Raw genomic sequence first — 24,135 nt, forward strand, 5'->3', positions numbered from 1 at the left:
ACACCAGTATTTTCGGGCTTTTCTTTAGTGTACTCTGTCAAACTTGAGCTAAAAAGAACCTCTATCTCGTTCCTTTAAATGATTATCAAACGCCTCTTTAAACCTTATCCTTCTTGGGTGAAACAATTTTTCCCTTAACCTGCTTTAACGTCGCTACTATAAGAAAGCTAACAATCACTAATAAGAACCAAGAACTTACCTTTCCTAGATGAACGAGACTCCATGCATCGGTTTGGTTTGGATATTCCCAAGCTCCAAAGAACGTTGCGATATTTTCAGCTATCCATATAAAAAATCCGATGAGAACAAAAGAAAGTACGAGTGGCATACGGTAACGAGTTCCATCAACCTCGAATGCGACCCATGATTGCCAAAAAACGATCATTACAATTCCAGTTAACCACCAACGAACGTCAATCCAATAATGGTGGGTAAAAAAATTTAAATAAATCGAAGCTGCAAGAGGTACAACTACCAAAAATGGTGGCCAATTAACCAGTTCAACCTTAAGCCTCCTCCACGCCTGGCAAAGATAACTCGCTACACTTGCGTACATGAATCCACTATACAAAGGCACTCCAAAAATTTTGAAATATCCTTCCTCTGGATAAGACCAGGAGCCCATATGTACCTTGAAAAGTTCAAGAGCAAGTCCAATAAGATGGAACAATGTGATAACCTTTAGTTCATCCCGTGTTTCAAGCCCAGAACGCACCATCCACCACTGCATCAGAAGGCAGATGATGAGCAGCCAGTCATACCGTGGCAGGAAGGGAAGTGGCATGATTTTTGTGAAAGCCAAAGAGGCAAAAATAACGACAGGAAACAAACATGATAGAGCCTGCTCCCAACCAAAACGAACGAGTTGTTTTAGGGCTCTCATGATTTGTGCCTCCAAAGGTTTTTTCTGAATATATGTAAGCCCTGCTTAGTATAGTAGCTAAATAGATTTAGGGTTATGTACATAGGTTCACCACCGAATAATTTCTTTTATTTTAAAAGGCTGTTTAAAGAAGATTTATATCATCTAATTCCTTTTTATTCCAAAACATTATGAATGGTTAAACTCATGAGTAACTCCCCTTTTATAAATTTGATTCATTTGATACTGGATATTATTACAGCAATGATAGAAACTCAGAATATCATGGTGGAATAGGAGATTGCCAACGTAAAATGAAATGTTAACCCTCCTACTCCCACCATTTTTGAAAGAATTAGTACTTATAAAAAATGTCAACAATAACATCCTGTAAAATATCACCGCTTTATTATCCTTGGGTGTCTTCGTCACTTCTGTATTCTAAAATATCTCCAGGCTGACATTCTAAAGCCTTACAAATCGCATCTAAAGTTGATAATCGAATCGCTTTTGCCTTTCCATTTTTCAATATAGAAAGGTTAGCCATCGTTATTCCAACCCTCTCCGAAAGCTCTGTAACGCTCATTTTCCTTTTAGCCAGCATTACATCAATATTGATTATAATTGCCAAGTTATTCACCTCAGATCGTTAAATCATTTTCTGATTTTATATCAATGGCAGCTTTTAAAAGCTTTTGAAGAAGAGCTGCAAAGACTGCAATAATCGTTGAAGCAAAAATAACGCCCAATCCGATTAGCATGATACCTGGGGCGTCTTCTAACTTCGCAGCGATATAGAAGAATGGCAAACCTGGCACATACAATAAACTGATTGTGATTGCACAGTATTTTATATTCTTTAAAGCCTTTACAGATAATTCCGAGAAAGCTTTGTTCTTGTCAATATAACTTAAAAGTTTAAAAGCTTGATACAGAGCAAAGAAAAATGGTACCGCCGATACATACATAACTATTAATAAGCCATATAGTACATAAGCGAACTCCGAATCACTTTCTGCTGCTTCTTTAGCTAACATAGGCAACCCAAATATACATAAAGCAAGAACTGGAGTTCCGATAATAAAAACAGCTATTTTTAAAAACAATGTTGATCCTTGTTTCATAAAAACAACCTCACTTATTTATTGTTAATTTGATTTTAATACGCGTTTTATCGTTTTACAATAAATTATTATTTAATTTTATTATATTTTTATTGTTTTATAGAAATATCCTTTTAATTTTAGACAAAAATAAAAAGCATTCCTCATTTCAAAGAAATACTCTATAACTTAAACTATTCAATTTACAACTTGTTCAACTAACCTGTAACGTTAATTTAAATACATGAAGCTGCACGGGATAGTTTCGTTATCGGAATTAAGTAAATTTATAAAAACTATATTTTTATAAAATAATGCTTAAAATAGGTGCACAATAACTTCTACATTAAAAATCTAGTATTATCAAGGCTTCAAAAGGTGTCAAAACATAGTGACATAAATCAAAGGAGAAAATAACATGGGATATAAAACATACAAAGCAACAAATTTAACATGGCTTAAAACTGCTGGGGGCTCATACGTGTATAAGCAAGAAGTTGCTTGCTGAACTGCAAAGAGGCGATACTTTGGTCGTGACAAAATATTTCTAAGTGGCTTATGATGCTAAAGGTCATCAGTTAAGCAACGTATCTATTCCCATTAATTAAATTTTGGTGTGTTTTGTTCAAATAGCAACGATGTTCTTTTTTCAAACGGGTGCGTTTCTGCAATAAACAGAAACGTGTTGAAAAGGGAATTTGACCCACAAGAGGAATTAACTGTTGTAGTTAGCGACTTAACATACGTGAGAGTGAAAAAATGGCATTACATCTGTTTATTTGTCGATCTTTATAATCGAGAAATTATCGGCCATAGTGCAGGTCCCAACAAAGATGCCTAACTCGTCTATGAAGCATTGTCGACTGTGAAAGCTGATTTGCAGCAAATTCAATTATTCCACACAGACAGAGGCAACGAATTCAAAAACAAGACCATTGATGAAGCTCTAGATACTTTTCAGATTAATCGGTCGTTAAGCATGAAAGGCTGCCCCTATGACAACGCAGTAGCTGAAGCAACCTTTAAAATCATGAAGACCGGGTAAATATTTCGAAAGTGTAGAACAACTCAAAATGGAATTAGATGATTATGTTCATTGGTTTAATCATATTAGAATCCATGGAACGCTAGGGTATTTGAGCCGATGGAGTATAAAGAGAAACACCTCAAAAAAAGTGTCTCGTTTAGTGTTGACATACCACAGTTTTCTACTCTACTATAAATTGTGTATAACTTTGCGGGTAACTCGATTCGTAAAATAAACCAATTTAACTTCGTATTATGCTTATAATGCACCAATTGTTAATTATCCCTTTTTTCCTCCCAAAGTCGTGTGCGTTCTTCAAAACTCACTTCTTTGTGTATTTGATGCAGCATCCATTGATAGCCGAAAGGGTCAATAAATATGGCATTTGACACTCCGTAATCAGGCATTTCAGTCACCGGTTGCACCTCAGTACAGCCCGCACTGGTCACCTTTGAAAATGTTTCCTTGATGTCAGGAACAAGGATGTTAAACCAAATCGTTTTAGGTTCATCCGGGTTTGGGGCTTTCAATCCGAATTTTGGGTTTTCATCCAACATGTGAAAGCGTACTCCATATAGGGTAAAAATGACTTCATTTTCACCTTTAGGAAAATCTGTAACCTCAACACGCTCGATATCGAATATTTTTTCGTATAATTCCAATGCTTTCAAGCTGTCTGTAACAACCATATCAATTTCTACTCCAACCATTATGTACACACTCCTTTTATAGCTTCGCTATTTCCTGCTAATACGCAATAAATATGCATTAACTATTGTCATTATATACCTTTATCATAATCATCACAATGTCTGTGCCAGAATACCTATTAACCGTTTGAATTCTTCCTCTAACTCTTATATACGCTTGTTTTTAGCAACGATAAGGACATCTTTGCTTGCATCTGTCATTTCCCTTTTTAACTTGCGTTCAGTATTGATATTTACTTATGTAAAAAAATAATAGATAGAGCATACACAAAATACCGTGTAGCCTATCTATTAGCATAGTTTAGATAAGAAATTCTGGATATAATTTAGTTTTTTCAGAAAGAAGTTTGTTTAATAGTGATATGGAAGATTAAAAATGCGGCAGTATTTTTGTTGCGCTTGCATCGATTGGGTTTTGGTCGGATGCAAAAACATCGATTATGCCAATGATGTATAACATTGGTGTATTTGATAATTTAAAATTGAGCCACTTTTGAAGGGTTCGATCACATAAAAAATGAGCCACCTGATTTCCAATTTTCATTACCTCCCTTATGATTGAAAGTGCCTAAACTTTTCATCAGAGGGAGAGAAAAAGGATGATCAAGATGGCTCAATTTCATCATATCAAATTCTTGCATGAGGTAGAAGGGCTATCCCAACGACAAATTGCTCAAAAATTAGGGATTTCAAGAAATACCGTAAGCAAATATCTAAAACAGAATGAGGCTCCAACCACCATTCATCGGCAGAAAAACTATCATGGAAAGGAGTATTCCGATGAAACGAAGCGAGTCTTGCCCATTATTGATCAATGGCTCGAAGACGATCTAAAACGTTGGGGAAAACAACGTCATACCGCTGCCAGAATTTATCGAAGATTGGTCGATGAGTACGATTTCAAAGGATCTGAGTCCAACATCCGTAAGGTTGTAGCCAAACGTAAGAAGAAGCTACAGGAAGTCTTTATTCCCCTTGACTTTCAACTCGGCCACCAATTCCAATTCGACTGGGGAGAGGCGGATATTATTCTACAGGGTCGAACACAACGAATTTACCTCTTTTGTATGCAACTTTCGGCAAGTCGAATGCGATTTGTACGAGCATACCTGCATGAGAAACAGGAGGCTTTCTTAGATGGCTTTGTCCATGCGTTTGAATTCTTTGGAGGAGTACCTACCGAAGGGGTATTTGATAATTTAAAAACAGCCGTAGTAAAAATACTCCAAGGGAGAGATCGTCTCGAACAGGATGCTTTTCTAGCCTTACAATCCCACTATTTGTTTAAGGCAGAGTTTTGTAATATTCGTTCCGGGAATGAAAAAGGACGAGTGGAAGGGACGGTCGGATACGTAAGAAGAAACGTCTTCGTTCCGCTTCCGGACGTACAATCGCTGGAGGAATTAAACGCTTATCTATTGGACTGGTGTTTGAGAGAGGCGGAAGAAAAAACCGTTCCGTTCACTAAAGAAACGGTTGCGCAAATGTGGGCGAAAGAAAAGGAGTATCTACACCCACTCCCTGAAAAGAAGTTTGAAGCTTGCCGATTAGTCTCTTGTCAGGTGAATAAGACCTCTTTAATTACAGTGGAGACCAATCAGTATTCTGTCCCTTGTAGTTATGTAGGTCAAGCTGTATGGGCAAAAATATTTGTCGATCATGTGATCGTTGTGGCTCAAAATCAAGTGATCGCTGAACATCCTCGTTCTTACGAACGGAACCAGATGATCACCAATCTAGATCATTATCTGGAGGCATTATTAAAAAAACCGCGAGCGATTCGGGATGCCCATGCATTTCAATCATCTGACCTTCCGGATGTATTTAGGCGTTTTCACCGAAAAATGAGGGAACAAGAAGGAGCCGCGGGCGACCGTAAATTTATCCGACTCCTTCTCCTTCATCGAGAGATCGGGATGGAAAAATTGACACAAGCATTACGAGAAGCTGAACAAGCGCAGGTCTATCGGTATGAAGTCGTCCATGAAATCATTCAAAGACTGACGAATAACTACTTGCAGGTCCAAGATCTATCTAAGGAGAAAACGCCTGTAAATCTACTAGACTATAAAATTCAAAAGGCAAACGTAGCTCAATACGGACAATTAACGGGAGGTCAGATGAAATGACAACAGAAATCCTTTTAGACCATATCACGAAGCAATTGAGAATGCCTACAATTGCGAAACAATATCGCTCTCTCGCAAGAGAGGCAGAAGAAAGAAATCTACGGTATGAAGAATACTTATTGGCACTATTAGAAGCAGAAGTGCAGGCAAGAGAGGAAAATCAAAGACAGCGAAGGCTCAAACAAGCTGCCTTTCCCATCCACAAAACTTTAGACACCTATGATTTTACTTTCATGCCGAGCTTAAATCGAAATCGATTTCTCACACTCGCAAAAGGTGAGTTTGTAGAGAGAAAAGAGAATATTATTTTTCTAGGGAATAGTGGCACAGGGAAAACCCATTTGGCCATTGGGCTTGGAATCGCTATGATCCAAAATGGCTACAAAACCAAATTCATTACTGCTTCCGAGTTAGTGGAAGAGTTGCTTATTGCTAAAGAAGAGCACAAACTTGGTGCGTTTGAGAAGAAGTGGCTCAAATATGATGTGATCATCGTAGATGAACTGGGATATATCCCCTTTTCCAAAACAGGAGCAGAGCTATTATTTCAGTTCTTTTCCAATCGCTATGAACGTGCAAGTGTCATCATTACAACAAATCTTGAATTTGTAGAATGGACGAACATTTTTGGGGATGAAAAGATGACAGCAGCGTTGCTTGATCGGCTCACTCACCGTTCGCACATTCTTCTTCTAAACGGAGAATCTTATCGATTCCGTCAAAGTATGAAACAGAGGGAAAATGGGGAGTGGTAGCCAGGTGCGCGAAGCGTTTGGATGAGTTGCCCCTAGGGGCAACTCATCCAAACACCCACCTTCTCCCATTTATGGGAACTCTGATTCTAAAAGTGGCTCACTTTTGAAGTGATCGCTCTGGCTCAATTTATTATTGACAAAAACAACAAAATTGCTCGTGAATTACGTTCTGCAACAGAAGGTTTTCCAAAATTACTATTAACAGCTACACCATTACAAAACTCGTTAATGGAACTTTATGGATTAATCAGTTTTGTTGATTTACATATATTTGGAGACGAAATCTCATTTAAGAAACAGTTTTCGAGAGGAACAAAAGAATTATCACAAGCTGATTTTATTGATTTAAAACAACGTATACGCCCCGTTATTCATCGAACTTTAAGGCGTCAGGTTACAGAGTATGTAAAATATACTCAACGTATTCCAATAACACAAAAGTTTATGCCGACAAATGAAGAGTGGGAGTTATATGAAAAAGTTTCATCATATTTACAACGAGATTTGTTATTTGCTTTACCAAAAAGCCAGCGGTCCTTAATGACATTAGTTATTCGCAAAATTTTGGCTTCTTCAACTTTTGCATTAACTGATACACTTCAATCGTTAATAAAAAGATTAGATGAACTTTTAGCTGGGAAAATTAATGATAATAATGAAAAAATAATTTACCGAGATATAGACGAACTGGAGGATACCATAGAAGAATGGAATGAAGAAGAAATTATAATTGATGAGTTAACAGATGAAGAGATAATTAATTTAATTTTATCAGAGAAAAGAGAATTAGAATCTTATTATGAATTAGCAAGGTCTATTACAAAAAATTCCAAAGGTAGAGCTTTGCTCCTAGCTCTAGAAGAAGGCTTTAATAAAATGAGAGAATTAGGAGCTAATGAAAAAGCAGTTATATTTATGTAAATTAGCACACTATTTTAGAACCACTTTTTTCAAATTATTTTGGACTAAAATCGGAAATACCTCTAAAAATGTTTGCGAATTCTCTCCGATTTTGCACGCTTTTTCCGATTGTTTGCGCACTATTTCAGACGAGAATCGTAAAACCAAAAGGAGCCGTTCGGCCCCTTTCATTATGCCCCTGTTTCCTCCACCGCCATTCGAACAATTTCTTCGTCAATCACGTCTTTTTTTAGCTGGTAGCCGTATAAAAGGCAGGTAGTCGTTAACGTATTGATGACTCGTGGCCATCCTTGCGACTGTAGGGCAATTGCCTCTAGAGCCGCAGGGGTAAAAATCGAGTGTTTTACCCCTGCTTGCTTCATTCGCTGCTCAATGTACGCTGCCACTTCTTCTTTGGAGAGTGTCCCCATCCGATATCGCATGATGATTCGTTGCTGAAGCGGACGATGGTGATTCAAGCGCAGTCGTATCTGTAAGTGCGGCAGCCCTGCCAAAATCAACACGAACGGATTCGTTGAATCCATGTGAAAATTAAACAGAATGGCGATATCCTGCAAAAACGCATCTTTCGCTAGATGCATTTCATCAAGCAGAATCACAGGGGTGATTCGACGTTCATGATACATTCGTTCGATTCCTTGTTGAATTTGGTAAAACAAGTCCACCTTGCGGTATTTCGGCTCCTCGCCTAACCCTAAGGCTAGTCCTCGATAAAAATCCATCACACCACCCGTTGATAACGGGAAATACACCACGTGATACAACGAAGGATGTAACGATTCTTTGAACGTCCGAAGGGCGAACGTTTTCCCCACCCCCGGCTCTCCTGTCAGTAGACCGATTCCTTTCGTTCGTTTCACGTAATCCAATGCATGTAATGCCTCTTCGTAAGAAGACCCTCGATATGCTTCAGACGGACTTGTGTCTTTCGAAAACGGCTCTCGAGAAAGGGAGTAGAACGTTTTATACATCCGTTCCTTCCTCCTTTCCTAGTCCCGTAAATGGCGATCGATGGCGTTTCACGTGGGCATTATCGTGCAGACGCACCAGCGTCGCTTTCGCTGCTTCTTTGCCGTCTTCGTATACATACACCCCTTGCTCATCATACCGAATTTCCACTGATTGTCCGATAAACCGAGGTGGAACCTCATACAGCTGTTTGTTTAACGTAATCGTCCCATCGGCTTTCACTTTGCGAAACTCTCGCTTCAAAAAGACCGTATCCAGCCAAGTCGCATCCTCCACGAATGATACTACTTGCACTTGCGATTGAAACACTTCATGCGGCGTTTTTCCGTCTAACGACGCATGGGGCTTCCGGTGGTAGTCTTTTTCGAGCCACTTCCAGAAGCGTTCGTTCAGCTCTTGAAGCGACGTAGCCGGTTTCATCTCCAACAACGGGGAAAACCTAGTTTGCACCGTCTTAAAAAATCGCTCGATTTTCCCTTTGCTCTGTGGATCATATGGCTGCGTATGAATGAGCGTGATCCCTAATTCTGCGCAAGCATATTGTAGTGTCTCCGATCGATAAATTTTGCCGTTGTCCGAATAAATTCGTTTCGGCTTCCCGTACCGAAGCAGCGCTTCTTTGGTCACGATCCGCAACCCGTCAAATTTCTCGGAAGAGAAAAACTGAGCGTACGGTACGACCCGCGAACAGTCATCGATGTAGGCAATCAAAAATGTTTTTTGCGCTTTTCCATTCTCTCGTATCATTGGACCATGGGACAAATCCCCTTGCCATAACTCATTGACTCGATCGTACGCAAACCGTTTTCGTTCAGGAATCGGTAAAATTTCTTTCCCCACGAGGTTGTATTTTTTGCACAATCGATATATAGTAAAGTAAGATACAAGTTGTTTTTCGATTTCCCCCTGCTCAATAAGGTGTTGGTAAAACACCGTCACGGGCATGTGGGGAAGTTTTTTTCTTAGGGTTAAAATATGATCTTCGTCTTCAGGTGACAGCCTTCGGGAATGACCACGGTCTGACCGTCGTTTTGGCTTCAGCGCCTCAAAGCCCCCTTTTTTGTACTGCGTGCACCAATCTAGAATCGTCTTCGCTGCGATCCGTTTCTCTCCATAGTGCGGAACCCAATGCATGCGCGTTGACACCTCCTTCAGGTACGATGTCCGATCCACCTGCCCATTGACTAACGGTGCGATCAATCCATACCGAAATAGGGCGATTTCTTGTCTCACCGATTCGTCCATCAGGGTTTCCTCCTTCTTCGATTTTGCGGAAGAACCAACAGGTTCGTCCTGCCTTCATCATAACCCATCACTTTCCACTCGTCGACGCAAAAGGTTTGTGGAATCGATTGCTTTTGGAAATAGATCCAAAAAGAAACAAATTAGGCACCGAATCTATTCGCTAAAAAATGGGTAGATTGTTCATTCCACATCGCTTGGATGAGTTTTTCCAAACAGACCTCCTCCATTTTTTGAATCCACTCCTGTGCTTGAACGAGTGGTTCATCGGACAACCCAAGAATTCGCTTCCCTTTGGTTTGAAAAAACCAACGAAGCCACGGTAAGTTGGAGAGTAGTCGACGCATATAAAAATAGACTCCTTGTCGGGTAGGAAAGAACCTTGACGAACGTGTCCCCTTGTCTAAGAGAAACGAGAGGCGCTCGTTGATGCATGGGAGGATCGTCCAAATCGTGTATTGGAAATAAGGGAAGAGAAACGTGGGAAGCACCGTAACCGTCTTTTGGCATATCGTGCATCGATAACGAGCAATCCAAATCCGATAGGCTTCTTGTCCCATTAATGCATTTCGTTCATAATAGCCGTGACGGTAAAGGGTTCGCTTGACTTGGCAATGTGGACAACGATGGATCGACGGAAAAGCATTCTGTTTTCCTAAGTCCGCATAGGTTTGCACATCGATTCCAAAGTCGTACAATCGAATCACGGTCTCGTTCTCCCCCTCCGAAACAATTTACTAAAAATTTAGCACACTCTTTCAGAAAAGGGGAGAAGAACATCCCGAAGGAATTTGCAAAAAAGAAGGCTTTTTATGCGGAGATAAAATGATAATTTACAATATTTACAGAGTCACGAAGAACACAAAGATATTTAAAAGAGATGCTAACTGAACAAGGGTATAACGTTGTTTTGTTTAACGGTCAAAATTCAGATTCAGATGCAAAAAGAATCTATGAATGGTGGATTAAGAAACACAAATACGATGATAAAATTACCGGATCAAAAAATGCTGATATGAGGGCAGCGTTAGTTGAGTATTTTCGTGATTATGCTGATATCATGGTTGCGACGGAATCTGCTTCGGAAGGAATAAACCTACAGTTTTGTAGTTTAATAGTAAATTATGATTTACCATGGAATCCTCAAAGGATAGAACAAAGAATTGGAAGATGTCATCGTTATGGACAAAAATATGATGTAGTTGTGATAAATTTTTTGAATCAAAAGAATGCTGCAGACCAAAGAGTTTATGATTTACTTTCAGAAAAGTTCAAGCTGTTCGAAGGATTATTTGGTTCATCTGATGAAATTTTGGGTTCGTTGGAGTCCGGAGTTGACTTTGAAAAACGGATACAAGAAATTTATCAGAACTGTAGAACTGCAGAAGAGATTGATGATGCATTTAACAGGTTACAAGAAGAATTGGACGAACAAATACGAATTAAAATGCAAGAAACACGTATAAGTTTAATGGAAAACTTTGATGACGAAGTAAGGGAAAAGTTAAGAGATAATTTTGAACAGACAACTATACAGTTGAATAAATTAGAGAGATTTTTATGGAATCTTTCAAAAATTGAGGGTCAAAGAGAAGCGGTATTTGATGATAATTCATTAAGCTTTATTAAAGATAAGAAAAAGTATCAATTGATGTCCCAAATAAAAAAGGAAGAAAGTACTAATAATGTTGTTCACTATCGGTTATCCCACCCTTTAGCTGAAAAATGGGTTAAACAAGCCAAGGGTAGGGTGTTAATACCAAAAGAGGTTACCTTTAGATATTGTGATTATCAAGGGAAGATTAGTGTTATCGAATCTTTAGTTGGAACTGGAGGCTGGCTTCATTTAGATTTGCTAAATGTAGAGTCTGTCGAAAATGAACAGTATCTAATATTTTCAGCTGTAGACAATAATGGTAACCAGATTGAACAAGATATTTGTGAAAAATTATTTTTATTACCAGCAATAGAACATGAAGAAATTGAAATACCTAATTCTATAAATAATACACTTCAATATATCAAAGAATGTCAGGTAGAAGCGGTATTAAACAGTATAATGGAACGAACTGCAGAATATATGGATTCAGAATTAGAAAAATTAGATAGATGGGCTAAAGATTTAAAATTAAAACTTGAAGCGGAAATTGATGAACTTTCTGTAGAAATTGATTATCTAAAAAAGGAATCAAAATCAATTCGAAATTTACAAGAAAAACTAGAAATGAATAAGAAAATTAAAGAACTCGAAAAGAAACGGAATGATATGAGAAGAAATTTATATGATCAGCAGGATCAAATAGATGAACAAAAAGATATCTTATTTGAAGAAATTGAAGCTAAACTCCAGCAAAAAGTTACTAACTGTAGATGAGCAAATTCACTAACATAAATTTACATCCGAACAAAAAAGGAGACATGAACCCGATTCCTTGATTAGAATAGATGTGTCACCAAACCATTCTCAAGGAGGTTCATGTCTCATGAATAGACTACCACATCACCAAGGAATCGACAAGTTTTTCGCAATGTTGGGGCTGGCCCTTTATTTCTCTAAGCCGGTCATGAAGCATCTCGTTCATATTATCGATGCGCTGACAACGAAAGGATTTGTGGGAACCTTGACCGATCTGCATCATGAGAGCTTTCATCCCAACCATCGAACGACACTGAGCCATTTTTTCACGAAAAGCCCTTGGGATGAAGAAATCTTGCTTCGCAAACTCCAGCAGTGGATGCTTCGTCATGTGGAACGAACGGCCAAGCGAAAGAATCACCCCATTTTTGTTTCGATCGATGATACGATCTGCCGAAAAACGAAGCCTTCGTCACAGGCGAAACACGCTATTGAAGGGTGTAATTGGCATTATTCTCACGCGGACAAAAAGTCGATTTGGGGACACTCTCTCGTCTGGCTCATGGTTCATACGATGACGCAAGCCTTTCCCTTTGCGTTTCGCCTCTACGACAAGGCGGATGGGAAAAGCAAGGGTCAATGGGCCATCGAGATGCTTTCTTCTTTGGATGTGCACGGTTCTGTTTATGTGCTGATGGATTCTTGGTACCCATCGAAAACACTCGTGGAAGCCTGCCTGAAAAAAGGATTCCACGTCATTGCGATGCTCAAGACGAATCGGGTTCTTTATCCAAAAGGCATCGCCATCCAAGCCAAACAGTTTGCCCGCTATATCGAACCGAACGACACCCATCTCGTCACGGTGGGAGAAGAGCGTTATCGCGTGTATCGCTACGAGGGAGCGCTGAAAGGTCTCGATGATGCCGTTGTGTTGTTGGCTTGGAAAGCCGATCAGCCGATGACACCTGAACATCTTCACTGCGTCTTGAGCACCGACCGGGAGCTAAGCGATGAAGAGATCTTGCGCTACTATGCCCAGCGTTGGTCGATCGAATGCTTTTTTCGACAAGCGAAAGACCAGCTGAAGCTCGATGGGTACCGCGTTCGTCAACGTCGGGCGGTGAAACGGTATTGGATCTTGGTGCAACTCGCTTATGTGTACAGTATGGTCGAATCCAACAGCGATTTCTCTACCGGGCTTGACTTCCTTCGAAAGAAGAAAGGACATAGCCTCGTGGAGTTTATTTACGATGCAGCGAAACAAGATATTCCCATTGATGTCGTTAAAAAACAGCTTCATGTGGCATAAGGGGTACTCCGTTTGTCTCTTTTTACATGGTAATTATTGTAATGAAAATTGCTCAACTACAGTTAATAAGTAGTCTTTATCAATCTGTTTTTTTATTGTTTTAGTTAATGTAACATAACTGATGTTAGACTAAAAAGTAGACACTAATAATAGACTAAAAAATGAGGTTCTACATGACAAAAAAACAAAGGCGGTACGAGGAAGACTTTAAACGTCAAACTGTTCGTTATATTTTGGAGGAAGCAAAAAAGAGCATATTTGAGTATATAGAAATATTTTACAACAATAAACGTATTCTCTCCGCAACAGAGTATTTTTCGCCATCCGAATACGAACGTATGTACTATAAAAAGGGAGCTTAATGAACATATTATATAGAATAGTTAGACCAGAAAATTTACCTTTTAAAAATAATTAGGAAACGTCGTAATTATTTTTAAAAGACCACCAAGCGATAGCGCGCTAGCTGCTAAAAAAGTTTATAAATTTTTGTGTCTACTTTATTGACCTAATATCAGATATTAAATTGATTCAAGAGGAAATAGAAAGAACAAATGAAGATAATAAGCTCATAGAGTTTGGAACCTTTGATGTGACTTATAAAGGAAAACAGACAAAAATACGAATTCAAGTTGAAATACAAATTGAAGACGAGGATAAAGAGGTAGTTATGTATATATAGTAGTCAAGAATTAGTAGATATTATAGATAAGGAAATGTTGAAGGTAGAGGGACAAAGGGAATTTTAATAAGTCAATAACTTGCTGTACAAAACTATTCACAGCTTGAAATAAAATATTTTACTCCAAAAAATAATAACCTTAAAATGTAGATTAAACTAAGCGCTAAGTGATCCCCTCCATAATAGGTGGAAATTATTTTACGTTTACAATTCACAGCATCTTATAGTCAAAAGTACAATTGAAAATAGGAAAAAAGTAAAAAATATGAGTTTCGTAGTAAAACTTTATTTTAGCTAGAATGAAAGAAGGGGTCATTACACATATAAGGAAAAAGAAAGAGAAGAGGAAACAGAAAAAGGAGGAATCTGTAAAGAAAACTAAAAAATTGATAAAAGAAATACTGAGTAATAAATTTACGAACCTGTTTAGTGAAATTTTGTCTATTTATATTAATTTTGTTACTAAAAAGAGCATTAGACCTTATTATTGAAAACATTAATAAATATATAACTCCGGTATTTAGAAGTAAACCGGTAAGATTAAAAGTTGACCATTTTAAGGTAAACACTGCTAAATCGATTTATCTGCGATTACCACTCAAGACATGTGGAATGTGTGGCGAAGATGGTTTTAAAAAAAGAATTATAATAGGTCTTCTTTTTATGAATTATGTTATTGTATTGCCAAATACGGCTACTTCAATATTCAATCATTTGTTGATCAGCATGGATGATCGGCTTACTCCTTGTTTCTAAAAGAAAATATAATCAAAGATAAAAACAAAAGGGCCGTCATGTGGGAGTGCTTGGAAGAGATTGTGTTGAGGGAAAAATTAAGCAGAGGGAGCCGGAAATCCGTAAAGATTTTCGGAGCTCCCTCTGCTTTTATTTCGATTTAGTCAATGAAGAAAATTCAGGAATTGCCTCATGAAAGGACAGGAACTTTTAAAATTGTATTTTGATTATTTGTTGGCTAATCCATTCAACCAATTTTTGGTTGGGAATGGGTGTGTGAAAAGAGTTTCCGTTCAAACTATATAGAATATTTCTTGATTGATCACGATTGCTTTTCAATCAAATCGAACAATTCTTCTTTACTTAAATTAGCTTGATGAAAAAGAGAAAGAATTAAGGATTCATAGGACATGAATTGGATTATTCTCCCGCACTTTAAGATACAAGGCATCTCAATTAAAAAAGGGTAATGAGTTTGTAGGGGTTTCATTCTAAATTCATGGACTAAAGGATCTAGTTTTTTGCAAAGGGCTGAAACAGTGGATTTCGAGAATTTCTTGCCACATAATTGTTCTGTAATTTTTTGTACTTTCCGAGTTGAAACACCGTTTACCACTATTTCCATCATTGCAAGCAATAATGCTTGTTCGCTATGCTGATAGCGTTCAAAGAGATCGGTACTAAATTTGCCATTACGATGTCGTGGTACGTGTAAGTGACAAATATGAAATTTTGTGTAAATAATGGTAATATATGGACGATATATATAATGAGGGTCAATTATTCTATGGGCTGGTGAATCCTCAAAAATAACATTTGAAAGGGGGTGCTCATATGAAAGCAAAGAGGTTAATCAGTTTATTGCTTGTGATGGTCGTAGTATTTTTCATGACAACAACCGCATTCGCCGCTTCGTCATCGAAAACATTCACCTCATCCTCTGGAACAATCGGTTCAATGAGTCTGTATCTTGACCCGGGTGAGAGTGGTTCCTCGTCTATTGCTACAATTAATGTCTCCGGATTACCGGCAGATGCGGTCATTACAAAGGTCGTTGCTGATTGTAACACGATGTCGTATTCTGGCGCAATCCTGTCAAACAGATTGTATATAACAACCAGTAACATTTCCGGATGGACATCGGCACCATGGGGATCTGGTAACAAAACAGAAATTTCTGCAGGATTGATTGGCACGCTTGCGAATGGCACATATCAACTTTACTATACGGGAACCAACGTCAGCAGTTTGTCTCCCGGTTATAAAACATATAAAAATATAAAGCTGACGGTGTACTACAACTACTAAACAACATCTTAAACCCGGATAGGTAAGTAGTGGTTATCTCCAGATATTTTCCAGCAAAGTATCTGGCGAAATCCTATGCAAAGGAGTGAATGGAAAATAAGTCGTATAAAACCATTAGATGTCAACTTAATCAATATATTGCTTGGAACAAAAATTGACAATAGGCTGCGGATGAATGGCTTTCCGTCCCCTGACTTTACCAGGTTCGATTTCTGCACGAAAACAGCCCCTGCCATGAGTGAAGAAGAATTCAGAGAGGCTATTATTGAACAGGCAAAAAAAGATGCCGCCAAAGGTATCTGTGGCGGTGAATCTGCGGGCTACAGAAATCTTATGAAAAGCTATATTTCCGTTGTGTCTCCAGATAGAAAAGGTATTATCGCAAAAGCATCCCAAAGTTTTGCCGGCAAAGGCCGAATATCCTTTGTGGAGTTCAAAGATGCAGGTAATAATGTCATTGCCCATTATTCACAAAATAATGGTTGGACAATGGTGATGACAAAAGCAGAAATGGCACGAACTAGTGAGTTTAGCGCAATATACGTTGAAGCATGGCGCGAGGCATATTATGGGAAAGGCAATACTATCGATGGTGCTGCCATCTCATCGGGAAGTACATTCAGCGTATCTGTTTAATCTCACCAGTTTCTATTCAATTTTCGGGCGGGGGTGTCCGATAAGTCCCTAAAATGAAGCAAGTGGAGAAAAACAATGCGTTTCTCTCCACTTGCTTTTATATTTTTTCGATTTTTATCTGAAAGTAGCTTTTTGGAAATGGATTAGCAGTTTACTACCGCGGTGGAACCTCACACCACTCACTAAAGTGGCGTGCTTCTCCACGTTTCTATGAGAATTTCCTGCTTCATCACATCGCAGCCTATCTCTACAGGCTTCGATCCACTCCTGCATTGATTGCGTAAAATATGCTTCGAGAATTCTCTACTGGCTGTACAATCTTTTTTAGAAAAATACTCTGTCAAACAATGACAAAAACAATTCCTGCTCCTATGAGTCAGGAGTTTCTTTGTTGTATTTTCTCCCTTTTTGTGACAAAAAACGGATTTACCGAAACATAGACCCTATATATAGAAGTTAGTAGTTTGTTTCGACATAGAGTGAAAAACCACGTCCAGAAATGACAGACATCACACCACTGCTGGCGAGAAAACCAAACAAAGGAACAAATTCAAAAAACAATTAGAACTGTTTGTTAAAATTATCTATTTTGTGTTTTGGGAGGCAGATTATTGAAAAAAAGACACATCGTTTAACTGATATGTCTTTTGCGAATAGGTTTCTATAAAATGCAATAGGCTTTCCCTTTTGCGATTCTCTCTTAATTTTTCTTCTCCTCTATGAAAAAAGAGATGGTGATTTTTTCTGGTTTACGGTTTTTGAGTGATAGAACCGATCTTTTTATCTATTATTAACGTTTTCAATAGGAAATTGAAATTGGAATTATCCAATAGTTTAGAAGGAGAAGAAAATGATGAATGAGGAAAAAATGAAAATGATTGAGTTGGCTGTGAAAGATTTGGTTTTGTAATGCACAAATTCAGGACACAAAACGGTCTTCTTTAATTGGATTATGTCAAAAATTATTTGAAAAAGCTCATCGGCCGGGATTCGATTCATCCTCAGTATCTAACGGGAGAGATAGTAACCTTCTGCACAGCACAGCAAGCACGGCAACATTTTTTTAGGAGAAACAGCAAAGTGGGAGTATTTTTTACAAGAAAATATGCATCCAGTCCCATCATTAGACAAGAATGCTGGAACGATCATGTTCCTAATTGGAACAATAAAAAGGGAACCATTTTCAAAACACCCGGGAAACCGTCAATCCTGTCAAACGGAGAAGGAACAAAAAAGGATTAAAAGCAAATGATAGTTTTTGATAAACTTTAAAAAAAACCATCCCAAGAATGCTGGCGTCATAACAGCATTCTTGGGATTTGTTTGTAAAACATAGAATATTGGGAAAATTTTTGTTATGGGACAACTGAAGCTTTAAAACAGCAGAAATCCAATGGAGATCGGGATAAAACTGAAAATTAGAATCATGACGCAAAATCCCATAATATCTCGGATGTGGAGGCCTGCGATCGCTAAAATGGGAAGCGCCCAAAACGGCTGGATCATATTTGTCCAAGCATCTCCCCAGGCTACCCCCATTGCTGTTTTGGCCGGATCTGCTCCCAATTCCATTGCTGCCTGAATCATAATCGGTCCTTGAACCGCCCATTGCCCGCCCCCGGATGGAACAAAGATATTGATTAAGCCAGCACTAAGAAAGGAGAGGTAAGGCAAGGTTTGTTCGGTCGAAACACTGACGAACCATAATGCGATTTGCTCAGACAATCCTGAATGAATCATCATTCCCATAATTCCAGCATAAAAGGGAAACTGGATGATAATCCCACCGGCGTTTTTAACGCCGTTCGCTACCGTATCCAGAAACCTTTTCGGTGTTTGATGAAGCAAAATTCCAAGGAAAAGGAAAATAAAATTGACGATATTAATGTTTAGGTTAAATCCGTTTACAGCAAAATGATAAACAATAAATGCAATTCCCATAATGCCGATGATCAGGGATATTGTCCGACTGTTTTCCAATTTTTCTGCTGGTGTCATAGGTGTCACATGTTCTACTGCTGCTGCTTCTTCATTTGGAATCACCCATTTCGTTCGATCTTCGAGCTGGCTCTCTGCATTTTTTAACAAATAACGGTTAAACAGCGGCAAGGTGATCAAAAGGGCAATAACAATAAATAAATTTGTCGGGCTAAAAAGGGTTTTCGTCACTGGGATCACACCCATGGATTCCTCCAAAAAGTGGCCCGGGGTTGCAATGGTAAGTGGGATCGAACCGGAAAATCCCCCGTGCCAAATGAGGAATCCGCTGTATGCACTGGCAATTAAAATACGGTAGTCGACGGATGGAACATGCTTGGCAACATGTATGGCAAACAAAGCGCCGATCACCAGCCCGAAACCGTAATTAATCAGGCAGGCGATTAATGAAACAATGGTTACAAGCATGACGGCATGGGCAGGGGTGCGTGCAAAGGTGCTTACTTTCGCCAAAAACCTTTTAATGACGGGAGTGTTTGCTAATATATAGCCGGTTACAACCACAAGGGTCATCTGCATGGTAAATTCCAGTAAATCCCAAAAACCTAAACCCCAATGGGTGACCATGTCCACTGGACTGTTGTCTGTAAAGAAAACACCTAATAAATATACTAAAAACGTTAAAATAATGGCGAACAGCAAGGCATCAGGCAAATAACGCTGCACCACCCGGTTGAAAAAGGATGTAAGTGTCTTCAATGGTTTCTCCTCCCTTTAGCAAATAATAAATTCTGTTTGTTTTTTCCACCGGTTCCGTTAAAAAATAAGAGCAAGTAAATGAGTACATAATGGAATCGCTTTCAAAACTCCTTTTTGCATCCGCTTACATAAAAGTTTACACAGGGACAAAAGGTAAAGTAAAATAAATAAAATGAATCTTATTTATTACATTTGGGAATAAAAAGGGGGATTCGATGGAACTTCGGGACATTCAATCCTTTATTGAGGTGGCCAATCATCAGAGTTTTACAAAAGCTGCGGAGCACTCCTATTTATCCCAGCCGTCATTAAGTAAAGCCGTGAAAAAGCTGGAAGAGGAATTTCATATGGAACTATTGGAACGATCCACGAGGCATATTCAATTGACGGATGCAGGAAAAGTTGTTTATGAACAGGGAAAAAAGTTAATGAATATTTTGGAAGAAACGAAAATGCTGCTGGATGAACTGGCAAACGTCGCCATTGGAGAAATTAAAATCGGCATTCCTCCCCTTATTGGAACGTTGTTTTTCCCTTCCATTGCCGGAAACTTCCATCAACAATACCCGAATGTCAAATTGGAGTTGGTGGAGGTTGGCGCAAGGGTGGTAGAGCAGCTGGTAGAAGAGGGGGAAATTGATGTCGGCATTGTGGTTCTGCCGGTGGATGAATCCATTTTTCACATTTCTTCTTTTTTTACGGATGAATTTGTCCTTTTTATCCACAAGGATCATTCTCTGGCCTGCAAACAAAGGGTGTCCGTCAAAGAATTGGAGAAGGAAAGCTTTATATTATTTGCAAAAAACTTTACGTTGCATGAATTTATTATTAACACCTGCAAAAATTCTGGTTTTACCCCGAATATCGCCTATGAAAGTTCCCAATGGGATTTAATTTTGGAGCTTGTTTCATCAAAAATGGGGATCACATTGCTGCCGAAAGTGATAGGCGGAAAACAAAATAATCCGGATATTGTTATTATTCCCTTGAAAGAAAAGGTTCTTTGGCATCTTGGTATTATCACGAAAAAGGGTCGGTACCGCTCCTTTGCTTTGAAAAAATTGCTGGAGATGCTTACGGAACAAGAAAAGTGAAATCTATACATTCCATTTCGAGTAACGTTGTATTTCAATGAATAAATAAACCGTTTCCTAATGATGGAAAGTACCTTAGGACGGAAATTCCTTGGCTGCAGTCTTTCATTTTTTGTACAAAAGATATAATAAACATATAAATTGGTGGTGAATGAAAAAGTTATCCATACGACGAACATTGATAACCGTCTTTAAACGATTCTCTGTCAGGGGGACCAGCCGATTCAGCGGCACTAACTGTATCCACTCTGAGCCGCCAACTCAAGAGCGGATTACTTTTTTTAAAAAAGACAGTATTGGTCCATCCACCCCCAGAGGAAATAGCGAGCATGAGAGATTCAAATAATGTCAAGGCATCCCCTTTCCTTCAGGGAGTGTCGATCCACCCTTGAGTTTTTCGTTTCTAGCAACTGCGTAAGAGGCATTCACACCATAATTAGGCCCCACACATAGATATACCAAACGAGTTTATTTAAAAATGAAAACAGGGTAACCTCATTCAATAATTTATGGTACCCCGTGGAAGGATAGAAATCTTATTTTACCTTACAGTTTTATGCTGAAATTATTTTCAGCTGTTTCAATATGATGATCGTATAACGAACGTTTTCTCGTATCCGGAACTAACAGACTTAAAATAAGGGATAATATAATGCCTCCCATCATAAATCCGCCAAAGACCCATGGGGAAGGACCGAAGGATTCGGCCATTGTTGTCCAAATCATCGGACCGAAACCAACAATGGCGGCTGCCACTTGATACCCGAAGGATAAACCTGTGTAGCGAACCTTTGCCGGAAATAATTCGGAGAATAAGGTGCCCTGTGTTGCGAAAATCGATGCCCAGATGATTCCCAGCATCACGCCTTGCATGATGTATAACCAGGAAGCGCCCTCGTCAACCAATGAAAAATAAGGGATAGATAAGATAAACAATAAAATTAATCCGACAATATAAATAAGTTTTCGACCAATATAATCAGACAAGTATCCTACAACCGGAATGGTGATAATCATAGTTGCGCAGCCAATGGTAAGGGCTGTTAGTGCCACTTGGTTGGAATACCCCAAGTACACCGTAGAATAAGAAAGAATAAATGACATTAAGAATACATTGAAAAATCCGTCCCCAATTTTTAAACCGATAGCATGCAAAACACTTTTCCAATTCGTTTTGAACGTTTCCAAAAATGGTATTTTCGCAATTGCTCCAGCTTCCTTTTGTTGTTTGAAGGCAGGAGTCTCTTCAATTCCGCTTCGGATCCAGAGTGCGAGTCCAATCAGAACGACACTAAATAAGAACGGAATCCTCCATCCCCATGCCAAAAATTGTGTATTAGAAGTAAAATAACTAATAACCGTTAAGCTTAATGAACCGAGAACTAAACCGATGGGTACACCTAACTGGGGAATGGAGCCATACAGTCCGCGAAGGCCTTTCGGGGCATATTCGGTGGCCAACAGAACAGCTCCACCCCATTCACCCCCAAGGGAAATACCTTGGATGAGCCTTAAAAGGACGAGTATAATCGGCGCCCAAATACCAATTTGCTCATAAGTAGGAAGAAGACCAATCAAAAATGAACTTCCGCCCATTCCAATAAGTGTAAATATTAAAGCGGCCTTTCTTCCCATCTTATCACCAAAATGACCGAAGATAATGCTGCCGATAGGTCTGGCTGCATAGCCAATTCCAAAGGTTGCAAAAGAAAGTAATAGTCCTACAGCCGGATCATGACTTGGAAAGAATAGAAATGAAAACACAAGTCCCGTAGCAGTACCATATAGGTAAAAATCATACCATTCAATGACAGACCCTGATAAGCTGGCAAACAAGATACGGATTTTGTTCATAAAAATACACCCCTCATCTCACATATCTAATAATCAAATTCAAATTCTCTTTTTGAGGGAATTCACGGTTATTTCATTATCGCTTGCACTGGAACGGCGGAATTTCATTAACGACATTCCGAGGTTTAACATGTTGGAAAAGCAGGTTCATAAAGGTAAATTGAATGATTTTAAAGTACATTTTCGGATTTCCTCAACAAATGTTTTTGAATTTTTCCGACAGACGTTCTAGGAAAGTCCTTCACAAACTCGATGGTATTCGGTATTTTAAATTTTGAAAGACGGTTCCGGCAATGTTCAATCAGCTCCTGTTCCGTCGTTTGTCTGCCTTCTTTTAAAATTACAAACGCTTTAATGGCCTCATCCCGCATCTCATCAGGCACGCCGATGACAGCGGCTTCATACACGTCCGGATGTTCCATGATTACATTTTCTACTTCCATTGCCGCTACGTTTTCTCCAGCACGTTTGATCATATCCTTTTTCCGATCAACGAAGTAAAAATAACCGTTTTCTGTCATAATGGCGTTGTCCCCTGTATACAGCCAGCCGTCTTGAATAGTTTCGTTGGTTGCCTTTTCATTTTTGAAATACCCTTTCATAATAGTGCGCCCCGGAATGCCTTTTACAATGATCTGACCGGGTTTGTTGACCGGTACTTCTTTTCCCGCTTCATCCACAAGTTTGACTTCGGCGCTGAGGATGGGCTTTCCGATTCCGGTATTATCCTTTTGCCCATATAATGGATTCATTAATGGCGGTGCTACAGTTTCTGTCATTCCGTATAGCTGCAACAGCGGTACATTGTATTTTTGTTCAAATTCCTGCAGTTGTTCAGGCGTGACCGATTGGGCAAAGATGATTAAGCGGAGAGGATTTTCTTTGTCTGCCTCATCAAAACGCTGTGCTAAAATCATGCGGATGGGAGCTGCAAACAATGAACCGACTGTTGCATGCAATCTCTTTGCCTGCTTAAAATATTGGGAAGCACTGAACCGTTCCGTGATGGCAACACTTGCTCCAACGGTTAAGGCAGGCATAAACAGATAGTATTGGCCATTGCCATGAAAAAGAGGAAGTACGATCAAAGCCCTGTCTTCTGGGGTAAAGTTCAGGGTCTTCGAAACAGCCTCGCCAGTATAAAGATAATTGGCATGAGTAATCATGCATCCCTTCGGCTTAGAAGTTGTTCCCGAAGTATACATGATGGAGACAATATCATCGCTTTTGAGGGATATAGGAGGAATGTCTCCCTCTGCTTTTTCAATTAAATGATCCATGCTTATTTCTTTGTATAGATCATTTTTGCAGCGGCTTAACAATATTTTTTTAAGATTTGGCAATTTGCTTTGAATTGATTGAAACTTTTCCAAATACCCCTCTTCTGTAATTAGGAGAACCGATTCCGAGTGGGCGATGTAATATTCCATTTCATTTGCAGTCGAGAGGATGTTTGTTGGTACCATAACCGCACCGACTCTAGCTAATGAAAACCAGCAGACAATGAAGTCAGAACCATTTGGAAGATGGAGAGTAACCCGGTCGCCTTTTTGAATCCCTAAATCCAAAAGTACTCGGCTGAATTTATTCACTTTTTGCAAAAACGTCTGATAAGTATACATGGTGGTTTTTTTGTTATTATCTTCAAAGACAAGAAATGGTTTATCTCCGTGCAACCTGCATTTTTCATGAAGCAAATCGATTATCGTTCTTTCTCCAATAATATCCATAGATTTCACCCCCTAT

At 39.0% G+C, this 24,135-nt stretch carries 19 protein-coding genes and 3 pseudogenes; 11 read left to right on the top strand and 11 right to left on the bottom strand.

Features of this window, described 5'->3' with window-relative positions; translation table 11 throughout:
• Positions 1 to 97: 97 nt before the first annotated feature.
• The 3 genes from NSQ94_RS02290 to NSQ94_RS02300 all read right to left on the bottom strand — a co-directional run bounded on the left by NSQ94_RS02290 (position 98) and on the right by NSQ94_RS02300 (position 1,986).
• The gene (locus NSQ94_RS02290) at positions 98 to 883 is read right to left on the bottom strand and encodes a DUF817 domain-containing protein (RefSeq protein ID WP_066248107.1); all 786 of its coding nucleotides are present in this window, start codon (positions 881 to 883) and stop codon (positions 98 to 100) included.
• 388 nt (positions 884 to 1,271) lie between these two features.
• On the bottom strand, positions 1,272 to 1,493 hold the full coding sequence (locus NSQ94_RS02295; protein WP_063388940.1) for a helix-turn-helix transcriptional regulator: 222 nt from the start codon (positions 1,491 to 1,493) through the stop codon (positions 1,272 to 1,274).
• Positions 1,494 to 1,503: 10 nt separating this feature from the next.
• On the bottom strand, positions 1,504 to 1,986 hold the full coding sequence (locus tag NSQ94_RS02300) for a DUF2975 domain-containing protein (RefSeq protein WP_117017326.1): 483 nt from the start codon (positions 1,984 to 1,986) through the stop codon (positions 1,504 to 1,506).
• Positions 1,987 to 2,644: 658 nt separating this feature from the next.
• Here NSQ94_RS02300 and NSQ94_RS02305 point away from each other — a divergent pair.
• Positions 2,645 to 3,227, top strand: a pseudogene (locus tag NSQ94_RS02305) (DDE-type integrase/transposase/recombinase); the annotation flags it as partial.
• A 40-nt stretch (positions 3,228 to 3,267) separates the two neighbouring features.
• Here the strand turns inward: NSQ94_RS02305 and NSQ94_RS02310 are convergent.
• A complete protein-coding gene (locus NSQ94_RS02310; RefSeq protein WP_044747371.1) occupies positions 3,268 to 3,702 on the bottom strand; it encodes a VOC family protein in 435 nt (144 codons plus the stop codon).
• Between the two features lie 380 nt (positions 3,703 to 4,082).
• Between NSQ94_RS02310 and NSQ94_RS02315 the strand changes: the two are divergent.
• The 4 genes and pseudogenes from NSQ94_RS02315 to NSQ94_RS02330 all read left to right on the top strand — a co-directional run.
• Positions 4,083 to 4,172: pseudogene (locus NSQ94_RS02315) on the top strand (ABC transporter permease); the annotation flags it as partial.
• A 129-nt stretch (positions 4,173 to 4,301) separates the two neighbouring features.
• Positions 4,302 to 5,831, top strand: a complete 1,530-nt coding sequence (gene istA, locus NSQ94_RS02320) for an IS21 family transposase (RefSeq protein ID WP_066251714.1) — start codon at positions 4,302 to 4,304, stop codon at positions 5,829 to 5,831.
• Positions 5,828 to 6,586, top strand: coding sequence for an IS21-like element helper ATPase IstB (istB, locus tag NSQ94_RS02325; protein ID WP_066251710.1), 759 nt, complete (start codon positions 5,828 to 5,830; stop codon positions 6,584 to 6,586). Before istA ends, istB begins: the two co-directional genes overlap by 4 nt.
• A gap of 108 nt (positions 6,587 to 6,694) precedes the next feature.
• Positions 6,695 to 7,507: an SNF2-related protein gene (locus tag NSQ94_RS02330; protein ID WP_339230029.1), complete on the top strand. Its 813-nt coding sequence runs from the start codon at positions 6,695 to 6,697 to the stop codon at positions 7,505 to 7,507.
• 170 nt (positions 7,508 to 7,677) lie between these two features.
• On the opposite strand, the gene NSQ94_RS02335 is transcribed toward NSQ94_RS02330, so the two are convergent.
• From NSQ94_RS02335 to NSQ94_RS02345, 3 genes are all read right to left on the bottom strand, one after another.
• Positions 7,678 to 8,478 (bottom strand): AAA family ATPase, encoded by an 801-nt coding sequence (locus tag NSQ94_RS02335; RefSeq protein WP_063389145.1) that lies wholly within the window; start codon positions 8,476 to 8,478, stop codon positions 7,678 to 7,680.
• Positions 8,471 to 9,721: an IS481 family transposase gene (locus NSQ94_RS02340; RefSeq protein WP_311066471.1), complete on the bottom strand. Its 1,251-nt coding sequence runs from the start codon at positions 9,719 to 9,721 to the stop codon at positions 8,471 to 8,473. The genes NSQ94_RS02335 and NSQ94_RS02340 overlap by 8 nt, the downstream gene beginning before the upstream one ends.
• Before the next feature lie 140 nt (positions 9,722 to 9,861).
• Positions 9,862 to 10,425, bottom strand: a complete 564-nt coding sequence (locus tag NSQ94_RS02345) for a DUF6431 domain-containing protein (RefSeq protein WP_063388963.1) — start codon at positions 10,423 to 10,425, stop codon at positions 9,862 to 9,864.
• 173 nt (positions 10,426 to 10,598) lie between these two features.
• On the opposite strand from NSQ94_RS02345, the gene NSQ94_RS02350 reads away from it, so the two are divergent.
• The 3 genes from NSQ94_RS02350 (at position 10,599) to NSQ94_RS02360 (ending at position 13,745) form a co-directional block, all read left to right on the top strand.
• Entirely contained in the window at positions 10,599 to 12,092 is a 1,494-nt protein-coding gene (locus tag NSQ94_RS02350; protein WP_339230031.1) for a helicase-related protein, read from the top strand.
• A gap of 109 nt (positions 12,093 to 12,201) precedes the next feature.
• Entirely contained in the window at positions 12,202 to 13,383 is a 1,182-nt protein-coding gene (locus NSQ94_RS02355) for an IS701 family transposase (RefSeq protein WP_063388773.1), read from the top strand.
• 173 nt (positions 13,384 to 13,556) lie between these two features.
• The gene (locus NSQ94_RS02360; RefSeq protein ID WP_158640208.1) at positions 13,557 to 13,745 is read left to right on the top strand and encodes an IS3 family transposase; all 189 of its coding nucleotides are present in this window, start codon (positions 13,557 to 13,559) and stop codon (positions 13,743 to 13,745) included.
• 1,477 nt (positions 13,746 to 15,222) lie between these two features.
• Here NSQ94_RS02360 and NSQ94_RS02365 read toward each other — a convergent pair.
• Positions 15,223 to 15,509, bottom strand: a pseudogene (locus tag NSQ94_RS02365) (transposase); the annotation flags it as partial.
• 125 nt (positions 15,510 to 15,634) lie between these two features.
• On the opposite strand from NSQ94_RS02365, the gene NSQ94_RS02370 reads away from it, so the two are divergent.
• Complete coding sequence (locus NSQ94_RS02370; RefSeq protein ID WP_094244402.1) at positions 15,635 to 16,108, top strand: hypothetical protein; 474 nt, start codon at positions 15,635 to 15,637, stop codon at positions 16,106 to 16,108.
• Positions 16,109 to 16,342: 234 nt separating this feature from the next.
• A complete protein-coding gene (locus tag NSQ94_RS02375) occupies positions 16,343 to 16,744 on the top strand; it encodes a hypothetical protein (RefSeq protein WP_144598294.1) in 402 nt (133 codons plus the stop codon).
• Positions 16,745 to 18,118: 1,374 nt separating this feature from the next.
• On the opposite strand, the gene NSQ94_RS02380 is transcribed toward NSQ94_RS02375, so the two are convergent.
• On the bottom strand, positions 18,119 to 19,441 hold the full coding sequence (locus tag NSQ94_RS02380; protein ID WP_094244404.1) for a short-chain fatty acid transporter: 1,323 nt from the start codon (positions 19,439 to 19,441) through the stop codon (positions 18,119 to 18,121).
• Positions 19,442 to 19,656: 215 nt separating this feature from the next.
• On the opposite strand from NSQ94_RS02380, the gene NSQ94_RS02385 reads away from it, so the two are divergent.
• Positions 19,657 to 20,535 carry a LysR family transcriptional regulator gene (locus tag NSQ94_RS02385; RefSeq protein WP_066250138.1) on the top strand — a complete coding sequence of 293 codons (879 nt, stop codon included), beginning with the start codon at positions 19,657 to 19,659 and terminating at the stop codon, positions 20,533 to 20,535.
• Positions 20,536 to 21,081: 546 nt separating this feature from the next.
• Here NSQ94_RS02385 and NSQ94_RS02390 read toward each other — a convergent pair.
• Positions 21,082 to 22,389 (bottom strand): MFS transporter, encoded by a 1,308-nt coding sequence (locus tag NSQ94_RS02390; protein WP_066250135.1) that lies wholly within the window; start codon positions 22,387 to 22,389, stop codon positions 21,082 to 21,084.
• Between the two features lie 170 nt (positions 22,390 to 22,559).
• Complete coding sequence (locus NSQ94_RS02395; protein ID WP_339193404.1) at positions 22,560 to 24,119, bottom strand: AMP-binding protein; 1,560 nt, start codon at positions 24,117 to 24,119, stop codon at positions 22,560 to 22,562.
• Between the last annotated feature and the right edge of the window lie 16 nt (positions 24,120 to 24,135).

The organism is Aeribacillus sp. FSL K6-2833, assembly GCF_037965815.1.
GTDB lineage: Bacteria > Bacillota > Bacilli > Bacillales > Aeribacillaceae > Aeribacillus > Aeribacillus composti.